At 52.3% G+C, this 18,965-nt stretch carries 14 protein-coding genes; 1 reads left to right on the top strand and 13 read right to left on the bottom strand.

Annotation, left to right across the window (positions count from 1 at the left end; translation table 11 throughout):
- Nucleotide 1 precedes the first annotated feature (1 nt).
- Nucleotides 2-1,687: a hypothetical protein gene (locus MHI42_RS30100; protein ID WP_342421538.1), complete on the top strand. Its 1,686-nt coding sequence runs from the start codon at nucleotides 2-4 to the stop codon at nucleotides 1,685-1,687.
- An 83-nt stretch (nucleotides 1,688-1,770) separates the two neighbouring features.
- Here the strand turns inward: MHI42_RS30100 and MHI42_RS30095 are convergent, their stop codons facing one another.
- From MHI42_RS30095 to MHI42_RS30035, 13 genes are all read right to left on the bottom strand, one after another.
- Nucleotides 1,771-3,756 (bottom strand): beta-galactosidase, encoded by a 1,986-nt coding sequence (locus tag MHI42_RS30095; RefSeq protein WP_342421537.1) that lies wholly within the window; start codon nucleotides 3,754-3,756, stop codon nucleotides 1,771-1,773.
- A 224-nt stretch (nucleotides 3,757-3,980) separates the two neighbouring features.
- A complete protein-coding gene (gene gtfA, locus MHI42_RS30090) occupies nucleotides 3,981-5,450 on the bottom strand; it encodes a sucrose phosphorylase (RefSeq protein WP_342421536.1) in 1,470 nt (489 codons plus the stop codon).
- Between the two features lie 13 nt (nucleotides 5,451-5,463).
- The gene (locus MHI42_RS30085; RefSeq protein WP_342421535.1) at nucleotides 5,464-6,420 is read right to left on the bottom strand and encodes a sugar kinase; all 957 of its coding nucleotides are present in this window, start codon (nucleotides 6,418-6,420) and stop codon (nucleotides 5,464-5,466) included.
- A gap of 32 nt (nucleotides 6,421-6,452) precedes the next feature.
- A complete protein-coding gene (locus MHI42_RS30080) occupies nucleotides 6,453-7,307 on the bottom strand; it encodes an AraC family transcriptional regulator (protein WP_171720075.1) in 855 nt (284 codons plus the stop codon).
- Between the two features lie 152 nt (nucleotides 7,308-7,459).
- Complete coding sequence (locus MHI42_RS30075; RefSeq protein WP_342421534.1) at nucleotides 7,460-8,572, bottom strand: sialidase family protein; 1,113 nt, start codon at nucleotides 8,570-8,572, stop codon at nucleotides 7,460-7,462.
- A gap of 85 nt (nucleotides 8,573-8,657) precedes the next feature.
- Entirely contained in the window at nucleotides 8,658-9,533 is an 876-nt protein-coding gene (locus MHI42_RS30070; protein WP_171720073.1) for a carbohydrate ABC transporter permease, read from the bottom strand.
- A 12-nt stretch (nucleotides 9,534-9,545) separates the two neighbouring features.
- Entirely contained in the window at nucleotides 9,546-10,439 is an 894-nt protein-coding gene (locus tag MHI42_RS30065) for an ABC transporter permease subunit (RefSeq protein WP_218639446.1), read from the bottom strand.
- 152 nt (nucleotides 10,440-10,591) lie between these two features.
- The gene (locus tag MHI42_RS30060; protein WP_342421533.1) at nucleotides 10,592-12,163 is read right to left on the bottom strand and encodes an extracellular solute-binding protein; all 1,572 of its coding nucleotides are present in this window, start codon (nucleotides 12,161-12,163) and stop codon (nucleotides 10,592-10,594) included.
- A gap of 183 nt (nucleotides 12,164-12,346) precedes the next feature.
- A complete protein-coding gene (dapA, locus tag MHI42_RS30055) occupies nucleotides 12,347-13,264 on the bottom strand; it encodes a 4-hydroxy-tetrahydrodipicolinate synthase (protein ID WP_342421532.1) in 918 nt (305 codons plus the stop codon).
- A 52-nt stretch (nucleotides 13,265-13,316) separates the two neighbouring features.
- On the bottom strand, nucleotides 13,317-14,321 hold the full coding sequence (gene pdxA, locus MHI42_RS30050) for a 4-hydroxythreonine-4-phosphate dehydrogenase PdxA (protein ID WP_171720113.1): 1,005 nt from the start codon (nucleotides 14,319-14,321) through the stop codon (nucleotides 13,317-13,319).
- Between the two features lie 4 nt (nucleotides 14,322-14,325).
- Entirely contained in the window at nucleotides 14,326-15,690 is a 1,365-nt protein-coding gene (locus MHI42_RS30045; protein ID WP_342421531.1) for a four-carbon acid sugar kinase family protein, read from the bottom strand.
- Nucleotides 15,691-15,762: 72 nt separating this feature from the next.
- A complete protein-coding gene (locus tag MHI42_RS30040; RefSeq protein WP_342421530.1) occupies nucleotides 15,763-17,514 on the bottom strand; it encodes a PrpR N-terminal domain-containing protein in 1,752 nt (583 codons plus the stop codon).
- 74 nt (nucleotides 17,515-17,588) lie between these two features.
- On the bottom strand, nucleotides 17,589-18,749 hold the full coding sequence (locus MHI42_RS30035; protein WP_342421529.1) for an iron-containing alcohol dehydrogenase: 1,161 nt from the start codon (nucleotides 18,747-18,749) through the stop codon (nucleotides 17,589-17,591).
- Nucleotides 18,750-18,965: the final 216 nt, after the last annotated feature.

Below are 18,965 nucleotides of genomic sequence, written 5' to 3'. Positions count from 1 at the left end.
TATGAAGCCGAAACAAACCTTTGCGGTAGCCGCATCCTCATTGCTGATGGCCGGCATGCTTGCCGGCTGTGTATCGAAGAACAGCGGGAGCACCGCCGCATCAGACGCAACGCTGAAAGACGGGAAATATGACCCGGTAATCACCATTACCTCGGCTAAGCAGCAGGATGAGAACGCAGGCAAATATATTAACGGCGATAGCCTGAACGACAACGTGATGACCCGCTGGGGTGTAGATAACCTGGGTATCAAAATTGAAACAACGCTGCTCGGCGGTGACGCTGCCAACTATAACACCAAGCTCCGTCTTGCCCTCACCGGATCCGAGAAGCTGCCGGATATTATTCCGGTATACGACACATCACTCGCGAATGACCTCATCCAGTCCGGGCAAGTGAAGGAGATTACAGAGGATATCAAGAATTATATGCCGGACCGGCTGAAGGAGGTTTACAAGAAGTATCCGACAACCTTCAATCCGGTTATCCAGGACGGCAAAGTATACGGCATGGCTATCTCCCCCACCTTGACCGAAGGTCAAGTGATGTTGATCCGGCAGGATTGGCTGGATAAATTAAATTTGAAAGCGCCCACAACAATCGATGAATTTGAAAAGGTTATTGCTGCCTTCACGAACGACGATCCTGATGAAAACGGCAAAAAAGATACCTATGGATTTGATTTCTCCGGTAAGGAAACCTACAACACCGGCTGGGTCAGTGATCCGGTAATGATCTTCAGTGCTTATACCGGGAAACACCTTCCCGGCCAGTGGTACAACGACAATGGTAAGCTCACCTACGGATCGGTAGCAGACGGCAATAAGGAAGCTCTCGCCAAACTTCGTGACTGGTATTCCAAAGGCTATCTGAACAAGGAGCTGGCCACACAAGGAGCCTGGGATGCACTCGCTGATTTCACGGAAGGCAAAGCTGGCATCATTATCGGACGTCCCTGGCTGTATGGCAGCGTGAAGGATGTCGAGAAGAATATCAGGGGAGCCAAGATCTCCGCATATCCGACGATTAAAGGCGTAAAAGAAGACAAAACCTATCAGGCTGGCCAGCTTAACGACGGTGTCTTCATGTTCAATAAGAATTTCACTAATATGGAAGCATTCTTCCTGTACTATGACAAATTGTATGATGCGGCATTCGGAACAGGTGATTTCAAATACGGTTATGCAGAGGGCTATGACTACGATATCGTGAATGGTGAGATCGTCTTTGATCCCACAAAGTTTAATACACCGCTTGAAGTCATTCAGGCTGCTGGCAAGATGACCTTCACCAAAAATACGCCAAGCATAGACGAAGCAGGCAAACCCTATTATGATTTGGCTAACGGTGCCACTCCAGACAATGGCGTCCTGATGCGGGCAGCGGCTCCGGGGGACCAAACGACAAAAGACGGATTTGTGATCTCATATGAGAATAAAGACGTATTGCTTCCCAACGCCTTCAATGGCGTGCCTACCAAAACAATGCAGTCTTCCTGGGAGCAGCTTCTCACCATGGAGCGCGAGACTTTCACCAAGATCATCTACAGCAAGGAACCGCTTGAGTCCTATGATGAGTTCGTGAAGCAGTGGCATGAAAAAGGCGGAACGCAGATTACTGAAGAAGTGAACGACTGGTTAAAGAAAGCAAATGAAGTCGACGTCATGTCTGCAATGGGACTGAAATAGCCGGTAATTCGGCATAATCGAAACAGCCGTCACCCGCGCATTATTCAGCGCGGTGACGGCTGTTCCGTTTGCTCATAATTCATTTAAAAGCCTGTCTTTGGTATTTCTTCAGGCGCCTGGACAGTTGATTGTACTTGGCCTGTGCGGATTGCATACATGTTCCGGTGAGCTATCATCATCTGCTCCACAAAAGCCTGATATGGCTGCTGGCAGACATCAATGACTCCAATCTGATAATTCTCCCCGTCAAACCGCCCTAACACGGTCTGATCATTAAGCTGAAAATAATGAACACCGATCAGGCCGGGTATTGCCGCAGCTTGTTCAACATAGTAGCGGTACGCGAGTCCCCGCTCCCGCTGGGTAGCGACAGCCCGGATACCATAAGCCGGCAAGCCGGAATCTGCAGCTCCAAAGTGATATTCCCCGATCATTACCGGCCGCTTCAGCTTCCTGCTGATCTGCTCAATAAGCTCCTGATCCGGCTGAAGCTGATAGCAATTGATGCTGAATACATCGAACGCTTCACAGCCTTCCAGGAGGTCTTCGTTAGAGATCCAGGCATAGCGCATACCCAGATTTAAGTGATGAGGATCCGCTTCCTTGCAAGCCTTCGCAGGAATTTCCACATAACGCCTGATCATCATCCGGTTAAATAACGTGAAATCCTTTTTCTGCTCTTCATTCCCCTCCGGGAGTGTATTATTATAGTCCAATAGGTCCCGGAAAGCATCGTACGAGGATTCCCAGGCTGCGTTCCAGCAGTCCACGGAGCCGTATTTCTCTTCAAGCCAGGCAATCAGCCGGGTTTTGGATGCGGATGAAGCGGGGCTGCGCAGCATCTCCGCCGTTAAATTCAGTCCGTCAACGAATGCCCACTGCGGTTCGTTCCGCATGAAATACCCTACCATTCTCTTGTCTTCCTTAAGCACAGCCAGCTGCCTGGCGAACGCTGACGCCTCCTCCTCATATTCGGAGCTGAATACATCGGGGAAATCACGGTAAATCGACATTCCCGTCGACGGAAAGCTGTGCATCGGATACACATAAGGCAGCTTGGAGCTGCCGATGAAGTCGGGGGCCGACCAGTTGCCGATGGTGTTGATGCCCCAATCCTTCAATCTCCACTCCGTCAATTCTCTCCAGCACTCCCGCCACTGCTCCCCGAACGCCTGAATCATATTGGCAATAAAAGGATCGTAGCCATCTTCGCGCCATGCATCTCTGAACAGCCCCTCCCGGTCAGGAAGCTCCGGCAGCAAATGCTCCATTCCCGCTATCCACATCCCGGATGAAGGCCCGATGCAGTCTATGCCTGCACTGAATAAAGCATAACCTTCAGGGTCGGCAAACCACCACCGGGTACCGTCGAATTCCGTCCTAAAAAATCCGGTAGCGGCAAATTGCAGGCCCTTCCAACCGCCATATGTACCTGTCGGCCACCTGGAGGCAGCCTCCACCTGCCGTGCTTTTTCCAGCTCCGCATTCAATGCGGATACCATATCTCTGGAAGACAGGGTTTTCCCCTGCCATTCCTTCCAGGAGAGCTGCCCCAGCTCATCAATATAGGAGACCGGTGCATAATGGAATTCCGGCTCAGTCCGGGTTAAGCGCAGGCCCGACATTTCGAAGTACCTTGCTGAAACCGAGGGGATTGTACCGACCGATAATCCGGCAACCCGGCTCCGGTCGACGAACGAATCTCCCCTGAGCACCGATTGCAGGACGCCGGGATAACGGTCCAGGAACAGCTTCTCGCCATTTAATGCCGTGAGCGGTAAGCACAGCCGTGTTCTTACACGGGGAAGCAGCCCATAATGAACCGAGATTGACCTTCCGGCCTGATCCTGAAATGTGAAAAGAATAACCAGCACATCATGGCATTCATGGTAGAAATCAGCGGTTAAATATTCATATTCAATCCAAATATCCGCTTCAACAAGTGACAAATCCAGCTCTGCGCTCCCCCCCGTTAAAGCGGTTTCAATCTGACAATGCTGCTCATCGAGCGTTACAACTCTGACTCCTTCGGATAAAGAATGGAACTTGGCTGGCAATGGTAAGGTCATTCTGTTTGTTTCGCTCCTCTCCCGTGAAAATTCAAGCCAGCGTAACATTTACAGCATTTACGCATGGCCTGATCCAATTCACAGTCATTATATCTGAGGCGTTCATACAAGTCGATGCCACAATCTCAACCTATGCCCGACAAATCCGGCTTGAAATAGCCATAGATTTATCCGATTGCCAGAAATGGATGTCCGGCAAATTTACCATTTGATCATTCTATCCCTCAAATCTCAAACTGAACACTCGATCCATCCGGTCCCGCATAATCGATGACCGTTCGTTTAATGGCCAGATCAATATGCAGCGTGCAGTGCAAATCCCCCTTGGTCCACTGCAGCCGGACCTCATGACTTGCCGATTCCAGCACGCGGAATTCACCGTTAAACGCGCCATATTCGTTGCGGAACCGGATCAGCGCAAGGAGACGCTGGACTACGCCCCTGCCAAGCGCCTGCTTAATCTCGTCTATACTGAAGTTATGACGGTTAATCTCCCGCCCTTCTCCTGTGCGGCGAACCGCTTCGTCATCGTTCTCTCCGGCCAGAAGTCCGGCGTAATACACCTGCGGGATGCCGGGAGCGAAGAACTGGATGGCACGGGCTGCCAGATAAGCGTCATCATCACTGTTCAGCACGGAGTAGTAGGAGCAGCGGATCTGGTGTACATCGAATCCATCCTCGGCCTTATGACCCTCAGAGACAATCAGGCTCAGATTGGCGCCGCGTTCAAGACAAGCATCGACCAGCTTACGTGCTTCCTTCGTGTCGATCAATCCGTCGAGATCGGGCTTGACGGGGATACCGTCATGACAGTCCAGCATCGTGAACTGCTTCGCAGGGCGCGTAGTCAGGTATTCCTTCAGCGCTTCCGCATTTTTGTTGACAAGGGTATCAAGGATGCGGTAAGGCAGAATGAAATCATAGATCCAGAACCCGCGCTCCGCCAGTTTATATTGAATGCTGTAGTGGGAATGAACCTCCGGCAGCAGCTCGATATCCAGCGAATCGGCCAGCTCCCTGATCCAGTCCAGGAACCCGTAGATCTCAGGCTCAACGAAGAAGCAGCTTGTACCCAGCTTCTTGATGATGTAACCTACAGCATCCAGCCGCACAATCTTTACGCCGTTGTTACGGAAATTCCCGAAGATATCGCTCAGCAGCTGCTTAACCTTATCCGAATGTATATCGAGGTCAATTTGTTCCGAGGGATCGGTTTTGCCGAAGGTCGTCCATACCTTCTCCTCTTCACCCGTCTCTCCGACCGTGAAGGTGGAATAGGGCAAGGGGCGTCGGAGAAACATTTTGCCGATATCGGCCTGCACAGGCTGTCCGTCTGCCCAGACCTTATCGAGTGTCAGGAACAAATCCGCGTACGGTGAGCGTCTTCCCTGTCTCAGGAAATCCTGGAAATACTCAGACTGCCGGGAAATATGATTAACCATCACATCCAGCAGCACATCATGCTTCGCCCCAATCACCTTAATATCTTCCCAGGAGCCAAATGCAGGCTCGATCTCAAAATAAGTAAGCGGAGCAAAGCCCCGGTCGCCCGAGGAGGGAAATGGGGGAAGGATATGAATACCGCCCTTAAAGATATCTGAAAAATGCTCATCCAGCACATGGTTTAGGGTCTGCAGGTTCCCGCCCAGCGAGTCGGGATACGTAATCAGCTGCACTTGATTGTGAATTGCCATAACTCTCGCCCTCCTAGATTTGGTACTTCGTCTTGAATGTCTCAAGTTCCGGCAGCTCTACGACTGCCCCTGTATATTGCAGCTTATACGCGCTGACTGCCAGCCCGAACTTCAGCGCTTTGCGGACCGGATAGCCCTTGATGAGCGCCGTGTACAAGCCGGACCAGAAGGCATCCCCTGCCCCCGTCGTATCTGTCACCTGCGTAGCCAGCGTATCCATCTTCACCGTTTCCTGCCCGTTTGAGGCGATCGCGCCGTCTTTGCCCAGAGTCAGAATGACCAGCTTCACTCCCAGGTCCAGGAATTTCTGCAGCTGATTCTCCGGGGTGTCTTTCCCGAACAGCCGCTCGGCATCGTCTTCCGACGGCTTCGCGATATCAACTTGCGGAAGGATCGTTTTGATATACTTAACCCCGTCCTCCCCTTTCTCCCATAGTGCCGGATGGTAATTAGGATCGAAGCAGACGAGAACCCCGTTGCTGCGGGCATCCCGGATCACTTGCTCTACCGCCGATCTCACCGGCTGCCTGGACAGGGGCCAGCAGGAAAAATGAACGATCTTCGTCCGCAGCAGGACTGAGCGCAGCTCCTCGGTGTAGGTGAGACGGTAATCGGCTCCCCGGTAGAAGATCGGGACCGGCGTGGACTTGCTCTTGGTCACGACCACCAGGCTGGTTGCTTCGTTTACATGCTGCACACAGCTTGTATCCATCCCGGCTCTCTGCAAATGCTCCACCAGAAACAACCCGAGCCCATCCGTCCCCACCGCAGACGCCACAAGCGGGCGGATGCCCAGCCGCTTGCTATTCATGGCGATATTGGCCGGTGAGCCTCCGAAATATCTGTGGTACCTGCTGTACTCAAAGGAGTCGCTGTACCCCTCCGATATCATGTCTACCAGCAATTCCCCGACCGTTAGAAGATCGATGTCCTTCTCTTTAAATTTCAGGCTATGCTCAAAATCAAACATGGGTATTCCCCCATTCATCTATAAATACGGCTTTAGTTCAACAACCCCTGGTTGTGTTTCTTATAGGACATGGGAGAGACTCCCGTTACATTTTTAAACATCTTGGAGAAGTAGAGTGAATCCGTAATCCCGACGGAAGCTGATACTTCCTGAATGTTAAGGTCAGTCTTTTGCAGGAGCATTTTGGCATTTTGGATGCGGATTTTGCTGATATATTCCGGGATAGACATTCCAGTGATCCGCTTAAAGTAACGGGAGAGGTAGGAACGGCTATAGTTGACGTGCTTGCACAGCATATCCACATCAATATGCATGTAGTAGTTCTGCTCGATGAACAGAACGGCCTGCTGTACCACGCTTTCGGAGCCGGTCCGCAGGCCGGCCTCGCCGTAATGCTTTGACCCCTGCTCAACCAGGTGGAAAATATGCAGCAGATAGCTAATGCACAGCAGCTGCCCGTTCCCCGCTTCCGGAAGCTCCTGGATCAGCAGCAGCATTTTATTAATAATGGTATGTGTTGCAATTCCCGCCAGGCAGCAGTGATTAATATCGAGCCCCATCAGATTCAGATAATAGGGAATATGCTGGCCGCCAAAGGAGACCCACATAATCTCCCACGGGTCCTCGGGGTCGGCATAGTAGAAATGCTTTTCTCTGGGAATCAGGATAAACATGTCTCCCTGGTTCTGCATTTTGTTGACATGATCGCCTTGGGTTAAATAGCCCTTGCCGCTGAGGACAAACACCATTTTATAAGTCTCCAGGACGCGCGGGCCTACGACATGGTCTTTGCCGCACTTCCGGTGACCAGCCCAGGTAATATAGGCAGACTGCTCCATTTGTGTTTTGGTCGGTGTGTAAAAATGCTGTACAATATGCTCTTCCATTTCTGCTTCACCTCAATGAAGTTGCCGTAATTTAGGTCTCTCACTGTACCGCACCGCATTTTCTTTGTCAATCGACCCAACTGGAAACAGCTCTGCCGTCCTATCATATCTAAAAGAGCCCCGTAAAGGGGCTCAGCCCGGCAGCATTCCGGTTACTCGGCACCGGTAACCCACTGCTCCGTGAAGGAGATAAATTTCATCGTGCGGCGGTTGCCGAAGGAATATGCTGCATGCAGACTTCCATCCGCCGCCTGCATGATGCATGGATATTCGTAGCGGCGGTTGCGGATTAGATTTTTGTGGCCGCTGAAGCCCTCACCTGTCTCCACATGACGGCGGTACGGCCACGTTCTGCCCTCATCCTCTGAAATGGCTACAGTAACAGGACAGCGTTCAAACGGCCAGACAGTAATATCCGGCTTGTCATTGAAGCGCAGATCATTGTAAATGATGGCGAGCTTGCCGCTCGCAAGCTTGATGGCGGAAATGCTGGAGTTATTGTTCGGCAGCTCGGTGCGTACCGGTTCCGTCCAGTTCTCCCCGGTGTCATCCGATTTGGCAAAGTAAATATAGTCTGCCGCGCGGCTGCGGAAGAGCCCGATCAGCTTCCCTGGCGCCATCTCGATCACGTTGCAGTGCACACGGCCGCGGCTGCCGGGAACCTCGACGCTGCGCCAGGTCGCGCCTTCATCGTCGGAGATGTTCATGACCGTAATATCGCTGCCGTTGCGGGTATCATCATTGAAGCAGATCCAGTTCTCGAAGATCCATCTTCCGCTGGAGAGAACCTGAATTTTCTGGCGGCAGAATGAGCCTTCACGCGGGAACATAACCTCCGCCTCCCCCCAGGTATACCCGTTGTCCCTGGAAACCTTGCGGTAAATCTTGGAGGTGTACTGCAGGTTGAACTCCGGCGGCTCATCGGCGGTACGGGCCCGCTGGGCCGTGTACATCACCCACAGCTCGCCGTTCGGATGAAGAAACAGGGACGGATTCTGCTCGCTGAAGCCGTTATCGTCAGAAATTCTCACAGCGGGTGTCCAGGCATCCGCCCCGGCGTTCAGACGGGACATCACGATGCTGACATCCGGGTTGCCTTCATCCGAACCGGCAAACCAGACGCAGAGCAGATCGCCGCCCGGCAGCTCCTGCAGGTCACAGGCATGGCTTGTTTCGAAATCACAGGGCAATAGGGATTCCGCCAGTCCGAGGCGGCGGTTGAAATACAGCTTTCCGTCTTCAGTAAGGTCATTTAATTCAATCATAGGATGATTTAACATAATGCACTCCTTTAGTTAAAATATATGAATTTATAGGTTTCACACATAAATTATTCTTCTATTAAGTGGCTTACTTCACAGAGCCAAGCAGAATCCCTTTCTTGAAGTACTTCTGCACAAACGGGTAGATCAGCACAATCGGCACCATCGCTACGAAGATGGCCGCTGCCTTCAGGTTGCCGGGGTTCAGCATAATGCCGTCCTGGATAATCGTGCGGAAGGCCGTATTGGAATCGCCCGAGCTGATGACAAGTCTTTTTAACATAACCTGAATTGTCTGCAGGTTCGGATTTTGCAGGTAAATGAGCGGCATCAGATACTGGTTCCAGATAAACACGGCATAGAAGACGCCGATTGTGGCCAGGATCGGTTTGGAAATGGGAAGAAAGACACGGCTCATAACCTGAAAATCGTTGGCGCCGTCGATTTTGGCTGCTTCCTCCAGCTCTGTTGGCAGGCCATCCAGGAAGGTCTTGGTAATAATCAGAAATTGTACATTGATCGCATTGGGAATAATCATGACCAGCCAATTGTCCACAAAACCAAGCTTATTCAAGACAATATATGCCGGAATAATTCCCGCTTCAAATACCCAGGTGAACACGAACAGGCTCATGATCAGAAAACGGCCCTTAATCTGCTTGCGGGACAACACATAGGCCGTCATATACGTCAGCATAAGCGCAACAACTGTACCAATCGCCGTATAGATGCCCGAATTCAGCAGCCCGCGGAGAATGCCGAGACTGGAGTTCGTCAAAATATATTGATAAGCTTCAAAGTTAGGGTTCTTCGGAAAGAACACGACGTCTCCTGAGGCGATGCTTCTTCCGTCACTGATGGAGAGAAAGAATATATACAGGAAAGGATACGTACAGACAAGAGCGATCAATAGCAGAAAAATATTGTTGCAGATGTCGAACAGACTGATCTTTGTTCTCATCATCCTTCTCCTTTCTCAGAATAGCCGTGTATCGGAATATTTAGTGGACAGCTTGTTGGTTCCGACAACCAGAACGTAAGCAACCAGCGATTTCAGCAGATTGACTGCCGTGCCGTAGCTGTATTCCGGGAACCCTGTGCTGGCAAAGGCCAGGCGGTATACATAAGTCTGAATGACATCAGCCGTCTCATAGACGCTTTGATTGTACATAAGCAAAATCCGGTCCAGATCGACCGTGAAAATGTTGCCGACGCTGATAATCAGCATGATGGCAAGCGTTGGCTTCAAGGAAGGGAGCGTGATATGAAACATTTGCTGAAAGCGGCTGGCACCGTCCAGCGAAGCAGATTCATAGACGGATGGATCAATAGCTGCCATTGCAGCAATATACACGATTGCCGAATAGCCGAAGGTCTGCCATACCTGGAGCAGTACATAGTTGCTGCGGAACCATCCTGGTTCTGCCATGAAGTAGATGGTGTCCAGGCCAAAGCGGGCCAGAATGTCGTTAACCAGGCCGGTCGAAGGCGAGAGCAGCGTGTACAGAATGCTGACCATAACGGCCGAAGAGATGAAATAAGGCAAGAAGCTCAGGGATTGCACGCTTCCTTTAATCCAGCGGACCCGCACCTCGTTCAGCAGCAAGGCGAACAGAATCGGAATGGGAAACGTGAATAGCAGGGAATAGAAAGCGAGAATGAGCGTATTTTTGACAAGGGTCCATATATACGGGTCTTCAAAGATACGCTGAAAATGCTCCAGACCGACAAACGGACTGCCCAGCACCCCGCGAAAAGCGCTGAAATCCTGAAAAGCGATAATCATCCCGCCCAGCGGAGCCAGTTTGAACAATACCAGGCTGATCAAACCGGGCAAAAGCATGAGCAGCAGGAGCTTGTTCGTATTCATATAGGCGAGAAAACGGCGCATCCCCGTTTTTCGGGGAAGAGGCGTCATTCTGTCACTTGTTATCACTTTCTCCACCACCCATTTGATCTGAATTTGTACCCTGTATTTAGGTGCCGCGCCTTCCGGGGGGAAGGCGCGGCCAGTGCTGTTGTTTACTTGTACATGGCGTCGTAAGCTTCTTGCTGTAGGGCTACAATCTTCTTATATCCTGCTGTTTCCATTTCACCGAGGAAGGCATCCCATTCACTCATTGGGCGTTTGCCGTTGACGAATTCCGTCACTCCTGCGGTAACCGCCTCATTGACCTTAGCGGAAAGATCAGCCAATTGTTTAGCCTGATCAGCCGAGTAGGTCACCTGTACACCGGTTTTCAGACTTTCGTCTGTGAACAGCTCCAGTGCAGCATTGCGTACAAGCTCTGTATTCCAGGAGTAGAACGCGTCGTTGTCAATCGGCTTGACGAAGGTCAGACGGTCGTTAAGGAAAGACCAGCGCGGTTCTCCGGCGGGCGTTGCTTCCTGCTCCGTGAAGTCCACTGTGTACTGCTTATTTCCGCCCTCATCTTTATAGCTTTCCCCTTCAACGCCCCATGAAACCAGCGTCTGTCCTTCATCGGAATAGAGATAGTCCAGGAATTTGATAATCGTCTCTGCTTTGTCTTTACTGTCTGCGTTAATAACCATTGCTCTTAGGGTGTTGTATTGGGTTTCCGTTGTCTGCACGGAAGGCTTTCCGTTCAGGTCCTTCAGATAAGGCAGGATGGCAATCTTGTAGTCCGGATCGTTGTCCGGTCCTCCATTATCCATGAACCAGGATGGACGGGTCAGGTAGTCATAGCTGATGGAGCCTTGTCCTGTAAGCATTTTGGATTCCCAGCTTTCCTCCGTACCGGAGCCTGCCACCCATTCAGGGTCGATCAAGCCTTCGCTGTAAAGTGTTTTATACCACTCCACCATTTTCTTGTATCCGTCGGAATACAGGTCAGTGCCCGTTTTGCCGTTGCCGTACACCCCTCTGGATATGCCGTCATCGTAATTCGCGGCTGCATTGAACGCGCTCTGGAAGCGGATATAGCCTTCACGGCCGACCATCGGATAGTAATTCTTATCATCCTTGCCGTAATACGCTTTCAATTTGCGCATCGCATCGGTCAGCTCATCAATCGTCTGCGGAGCCTTGGTAATGCCGGCCTTCTCGAAATGATCGGCGCGGTAGAAGATGAAGTCTGCAAAACGCGGAGCTTCGGCAACCAGTCCGAATATTTGTCCGTCCTTATCGGTAATCAACGTTTTGTAACTGGGGTTCTTCTCGATATAGCTCTTGATATTAGGCCCGAACTCTTCGATATAAGGAGCCAGGTCGACAAACGCGCCTTGGGCACCGTATACGGTAGCCTGTGAAACGGAAACAATACCTGAATCAGGGAAGGTACGGCTAATAATTTTCTGGTCCACGGAAGCGTAGTACTCATCATCGTTAGAGCCGCCGGGAACAAATTCAACGGTCGTGCCTGTTGCCGTTTCCACATGCGGATACCACTTGTCTTCCTTCAGCCAGTTGATAAATTTATCATGCATCAAATAAGAAAAGCTGCTGCTTCCTTCCGCCCCGCTGTTGCCGTTGTTAGCAGTATTCGTTTTTGTATTTTGTGAGCAGCCGGCCAGCACAGACCCTGAAGCAAGCAGAGCGGCAAAGACTAAATAAAACGCTTTCTTTTTTCTCATTATTAGTTCCCCCTCGAAGTGTAATTTGAAATACTAAGAGTGTCTTCAGAAGTAGTATCTCATGACCCAAGTATAAAATTAATGAAAAAATAGCTATACCTCATGGAAAATTGCGCACAAAATCTTTTTTGTGCTACTGATTTTTAATAGGAGTTGCAATTTGCAATACAATAGGCCGAAAAATCACAATAACCCTCTCGCTGTATAATCGGCCACCATACGGCGCACCTCCTCCAAGGCCTGGGGGGTGAGCGGAGCTACCGGCCGCCGGGCCGGACCTGCCGGCAAGCCGATTTCATCCAGCACCGCTTTCAGCACGGAAGGCAGGGTACCCAGCGCAAAGGCTGCCCGCAAACCGCGGAGGACACGCTGCGCCTGCTCTGCCTGCTCATATTCACCGCGGCGCCAATACTCATAAATGGCCACCACTGTGGCCGGGAAAATATTGGCCGTTGCCGCAATAGCCCCTGTGCCGCCCGCCATCAGCGTGGACAAAATCAGCGAATCCGTTCCGGCAAGCACGGAGAAGGATTCCGGTGTGCGGTCGATCAGCTGCAGAATGTTATCGAAGCTGCCGCTGCTGTCCTTGATGCCGACCACATTCGGCAATTCCGCAAGCCTGGCCACAGTCTGCACGCTGAGGGTATTGCCTGTACGGACCGGAATCGTATACAGCACAAGGGGCAGCGATGTTTCCCCTGCCACAGCTTCAAAATGGTATTGCAGCTCAGCCTGCGTATAGGTAAGAAAATAAGGGGTAATCACGGAAAGTGCGTCCGCTCCCGCCTGCTCCAGTCTTTGCGCCAGACGGCTGGTCTCGCGTGTTCCGGAACAGCCTGCACCTGCATATACGGGCACACGGCCGCGGGCCTCATCAATGACGATTTGCGCTACCTCCAGCTTTTCTTCAAAAGAAAGATTAAAGAATTCACCGTTGGTCCCCAGGCAAAACAGCCCGTGCACTCCGGCATCAATGTAACGGTTCACCATCTTCCGCAGTGCCTTCTCGTCAATCTCCTCCCGCTGATCCAGCGGAGTGACCATCGCAGGTATAATTCCCTTCACTTCCAGCATGGTTCCCAGTCCCTTCCTGTTATTCATTCAGATTCATTCAGATCTATTTCAAGCGCAAACCTTCCCGGTATGTTGATGCTTAAACCGTCTGCTTCGGGGCCAGTTCAACAGCCGAACGGATCGCCTCCAGCATGCTTTTCTCATCCGCAATGCCTTTTCCCGCAATATCAAACGCTGTGCCGTGATCAACAGAGGTACGGATAATCCCGCCCTTCAGACCCACGGTAATATTAACGCCGTCCTCTATGCCCAGCACCTTAATGGGCGCATGTCCCTGATCGTGGTAGCAGGCGACAACAATATCAAAGTCTCCCCGCATGGCCCTGTAAAAAAGGGTGTCCGCCGGAGCAGGACCATATACATCCATTCCTTCCATCCGCGCTTTCTCTACGGCCGGAACCAGCTTCTCTTCCTCCTCTCCGTTTCCGAACAACCCGTTCTCCCCTGCATGGGGATTGATGCCGCACAGGGCAATCCGCGGATGATTATTCCCTGCTGCCCGCAGCACCTGATCCGCCAGCTTCAGCACTTTATACGTCCGTTCCGGCGTAATCAACTCCACAGCCTTGATCAGCCCGACATGGGTCGTCAGGTGAATAACCTTGAGGCGGCCGGTGGACAGCATCATCGAGAAATCCTCCGTCTCTGTCAGCTTGGCCAGAATTTCGGTGTGTCCGGGATAGAGATGCCCTCCCTTATGCAGCGCCTCCTTATTCAGCGGGGCGGTACAGATGGCCTGGACTTCACCGGACTTCGCCAGCTCAACAGCCTTGGCAATATAATGGAAGGCTGCATTTCCCGCCGCTGCGGACAATTGCCCGTAAGGAACGGCATCCGGCAGAAGCTTCAGATTGATACAGTCAATGATCCCGTGCTGGAAAAGCGCCTCTGCGACTCCTTCTATCGGGCGAATCTTCATTGCATCCCGGCTAGAGATGGCAGCCGCCCTCTCCAGCGTTCCGGTGTCACCGACAACGAGCGGGCGGCACACCTCATAAATATCAGGGTGCGATAACGCCTTTACAATAATCTCAGGACCGATACCGGCCGCGTCCCCCATAGTAATGGCAATAATCGGCTTCATCATGTCACACCTCTCTCTGCAGAGCCTTCACGGAGCGTACCAGTACCTGATCGCTTCCGAAAGCCCCCGCTTTCGTAATAATATATCTGCCGGATTCACCCGGCGTCCGCCCAAGCGGGACTCCGTTCTCCACCTCATTAATGAGCTTAATCTCCACATCACTTAAATGGTGGCAGACCTGCTTCGCGGTATCTCCTCCGGTTAGTACCATATGGCGGATACCGCACTCGGCGATAATCTCAGCAGCCACCCGGCCAAGCGCTGCGCTGATGCGCTCTCCTACTTCCGTAGCGCTCAGACCACCGGAGCGCCCAAGCTCAGTGACACGGTCGACCTCTTCCGGATCGCCCGGCGTATAGAGCGCCACATGCCTTCCCTCCCGGGAGATGATACCGGTTGCAAGCTCACGGACACGCTTCAATTCCACAGCGCATGTTCCCGGGAAGAGCAGCTTATCCGATTCAACCACGAGAGCAGAGACACCGTCTTCTTTCACCAGCTCGGTCAGCTGGCGGCGCGACCACGGATTGACACTGCCCACTACAATAAGCACAGATTTCGGATCTGAATACAAGGTATTTTCCCAGTGGGTTGCCTGGCTTTTGTCCGTCCTCTCCAGTACAACACCAGCTCCCGCTTGCTTCGGCGCTTCCCTAATGCTGCAGAGAATCTGCGTTGTTAATGCGCCGGCCAAACCCGCTGAACCGGCCCATACCACTTTCGGACCTCCCGGTCCTCCGGGGAACAAGGAAGCGATCAAGGCCAGATCCTCTTCCTGCTCCGCATCGAACACAAGGTAAGGAATGCCGGACTGGCGGCAGCCGGCAAGCCGCTTATCCAGCGCAGCCCGCCCGCCTCTCAGCAGTTCCAGCGGAATAAGGGCGGCCGGATAACGGCTTTGCCGCTCAAGAATGGCAGAGAAGGCCGATTCCGTTGCCGGATGCTTGGGATCATTGGCCATCTCCGTCTCGTGCAGCGGCATCCCGTTCACATACACAATTCCTTCTGTCAGCGTGCGTCCCACCTTCGGGAAAGCCGGGGCAATAACAATGAAATCAGGCTGCAGCGTCTCATAAACCGCGTCCAGCTCACTGCCGATATTTCCGCGCAGCGTAGAATCAAACTTCTTATAGATGACAGGAGAGGTAGCTTCTCCGCCGCGCCCCAGAAACAGACATACATCCTTGACTCTCTGATAAGCCTCCTGCGGAGGAAGAGAGCGGCTGTCGGTATCAAATACAACAGCCTCCTGTTTCCCGCCGCCCGTCTTAAGCTCCAGGAGTACAGAAGTGGACAAGCCCTGACGGGCCATTTGCACCCCCGTATCATTCGCCCCGGTCAAGTCATCCGCGATGACGGCGATGTTCATTTTCTAACCCCCTCCATACAACAGCAATTACACATATACAGCAGAACGCTGCTTCAGGGAGCAGCCGCCCTGTCAATCCTCTTTTAATTTGCGCCACAGCGTTGAGCGGTTGATGCCAAGCCGCTTGGCGGCCAGCGACTGGTTCATATTCTCCTGCTCCAGGACGGTCTGGATGATATCCCGTTCAATGTCCTCCAGCGGCTGATACAGGTTCAGTTCCTCCCTGCCGGGCACCGTGTCTAACCCGCTGCGTGCTTTCCGGCTTCCTTCCTCCAGCAGCGCCAGCGCCTCAGGTTCAATGAACGGCCCCGTGGATGCCGCTACAAAGAGATCCATCACCGTGCGCAATTCGGTGAAATTACCCTGCCACGGATGCGCGAGAAGCGCCTCCATGACCTCGCTCCGGATACCGGCAATCTGCTTGCCCTGGCGTTCATTCGTCCAGATCAGGCAGGCGCGGATGCTGCGTTCCAGCCACGGCGTATCCCGCAGGGCCGGAAGCGGGATTCTCCGGTCCTGTAAGCTGCGCAGCAGCTTGCCGGCCAGCCGGTCCTCAGCAGCGAGCACCTCCGGATCCCTGTCAAACAGAAACACCGTCTTCATCTTGCGCTTGATAATGAATTCAGCCAGTTCCCTCTGCTGCTTGGCAGAGAGCAATTCCGCCCCTTCTATGGCGGTAACGCGCCCGCCGCCGTACAGCATCAGCTCCATCATGGCTTTCAGCACCTCTTCCGATGATCTCCGGATATTAAGGTGCAGAATGCCGTCCCTTGATTCGGAGAGGGCGGCGTTGATAACGTAACGCTTGCGCCCGCTGCCCTTTTCGCCATATACGGCTGCGGGATAAGCCTGAAAGTCCGTCTCCAGCCCGACGTCTTCCCGGTGGGAGAAATAAGGGGCTTCCGTCAGAAGGTAACTGGCGGCAAGACCGCTGCGTTCCGGTTCATCAACGGATGAATGCAGCATATACAGTAAGCGTTCATCTGCGGCAGGCAGTATTTGCGCCTGCAGGTACAAGCCCTGCTCCGGTTCATAAACGGATGTCACCGTATCAAAGTCCGCCCCCCGGCCGGCGTCCCTGAGCATTTCCCGCAGACCGGGGTACATGGTATAGAGCGTATCTGCTGTTTCAGGAAGCCGCAGAAGCTGCTTGAACGAAGGGTTGGCGAACTCCAGCTTGCCGCCTTGATCCACCGCCGCATATCCGTCCTCCAGCTTACCGAGCATGGCTTCGTACATTTCATTCTTGACCTTCAGCTTCCGGGCTGATTTATAGAGCTGTCCGGCCCGCGAGAACGCTTCCATTAATGACTCCCTGCCGGAGGTAATTAATACGCCCTGCAGACCGCTTTCGGCCGCGATCTTGACCGTAATGCTGTCGCCAATGATAACCTGGATGCCTCTCGCTTTGGCGTCTGCCAGGGCAGCACTGACTTCCTGCTCCTGATGGATAACCGTGTATGAAATATCGACCTCCATCAAGCTGGACACGGACATAAAGCCTTCGATGATATTGGGAAATCCGATCATTTCACATTTGGCGTTGTATCCCTGTACCAGCGTCAGGATCCGTAATATGTCGAATCCGGAAACGGGAATTTCCACAACGGGCAGATAGGAATGCTTCTGCAGCAGCTTTGCCGTCCCGCCTCTGCTGATAATAATATCGTAGCCTTCCGTGTGAATGCGGCCGATCAGCGGCAGCACCCTCGACAGATCTCCATGCTCCACTACAATCTCAAACTCCTGAAGCTCATTCTGTAGACTTAGCGTTAATTCAGATAACCCCGGGTAAGGAGCAATGACTATTGCTTTAATTTTCATGCAGCTATTCATCCTTGTTTTTTTAATGCCATTATAACCCAGCCGCCATTCAATAAGCAGCATCAAACCATTCCTTAGTGAAACAGCTTACCGTATACCGCACCGATGTCATCCAGTGTCATCACCTTCGGGTTGTTAGCCATCAGCCGGGTAACCTGCGAAGCCGCGAGTGAAAGCCCGGGAATATCGCCGCGCGCAGCTCCGAAGAGCGTCAAATCCTGAGGAATGCTCATCTCCTGCGTCCACAGCCGGATTTGCCCGATCACCTGCTCTGCATCCCGCTGACTTCCCTCTCCGGTCTGAAGCCCCATCGCTCCGGCTACAAGAGCCAGCCGTTCCACAATGACATCGAAATTAAATTCCATTACATGCGGCAAAAGCATGGAATTAGCCACTCCGTGCGGCACATGAAATTTCCCGCCAATCGGATAAGCCAAGGCATGTACAGCTGCCGTTCCGGCGCAGGTCAATGCCATTCCGCCGTACATGGAACCGATCAGCATATCCTCCCGAGCTTTTCTGTCGTCTCCGTGGTGATAGGCCTGCAGGATACTGGCAGAAATGCTGCGGATGGATTCAAGCGCGAACATGTCGCTGAACCGGTTGGCCTTGTTGGAAATAAACGATTCAAGCGCATGGGTATAGGCATCCATTCCTGTCGAGGCTGTAATATCACGCGGCAAACCAAGCGTCAACAGCGGGTCCAGAATGACTAATGCCGGCAGCAGGTACCGGCTGACAACACCGATCTTCAGCTCTTCCTCCGGCAAAGTCACAATAGCGTTGGGTGTCACTTCCGAGCCTGTGCCCGAGGTGGTGGGAATCAGGACTGTCGGAATACCCGGATTCGGAATCAGATCCGTCCCCAGCATGTCACGGACAGAGAGGCTGTTGGTCTTCATGACAGACAGCAGCTTCACAACATCCAGCACACTGCCTCCGCCGATACCTATAATCGCATCGCAGGGAACTTCGGCTATTGCGCCGGAGAGCGCTTCCAATTGGGCGATGGTCGGTTCAGGCTGAACATCGGTATTCCAGTGCACGGCGATCCCGCCGCTCTTCAGGCGGTTTGTAACTTCATCCAGCGTGCCGCTGCTTTGAAGAAAGGGCTGGGATACAAGCAGTACCGATTTCAGAGATCCCAGTCTTTGCAGATGCTCCACAATCCGCTCCAAGGAGCCGCAGCCCGCGATAATGCTGCGAGCCGTTTGAAAGAAATACTGTTCCATCATATCTTCTCCTCTGGATATCTTGATACATCTGTATTCGAAATTAGTATAGCATATCGTTGCAATAATTCAACTTTTAATTGTTTATATGGAGGTAAAATTAAATATCGTTGCTTTTTGCAACGTTATCTTATGAAAATCAAATGAACTCATTTGATCTGTGATTTCTATAAGCTATAGAATCCAAACTTTAAGCGGGATATATTCAACAAAAAAACC

The organism is Paenibacillus sp. FSL E2-0178, from assembly GCF_038593005.1.
GTDB lineage: Bacteria > Bacillota > Bacilli > Paenibacillales > Paenibacillaceae > Paenibacillus_AQ > Paenibacillus_AQ phytohabitans.
This window is presented reverse-complemented; position numbering and strand designations above follow the sequence as displayed.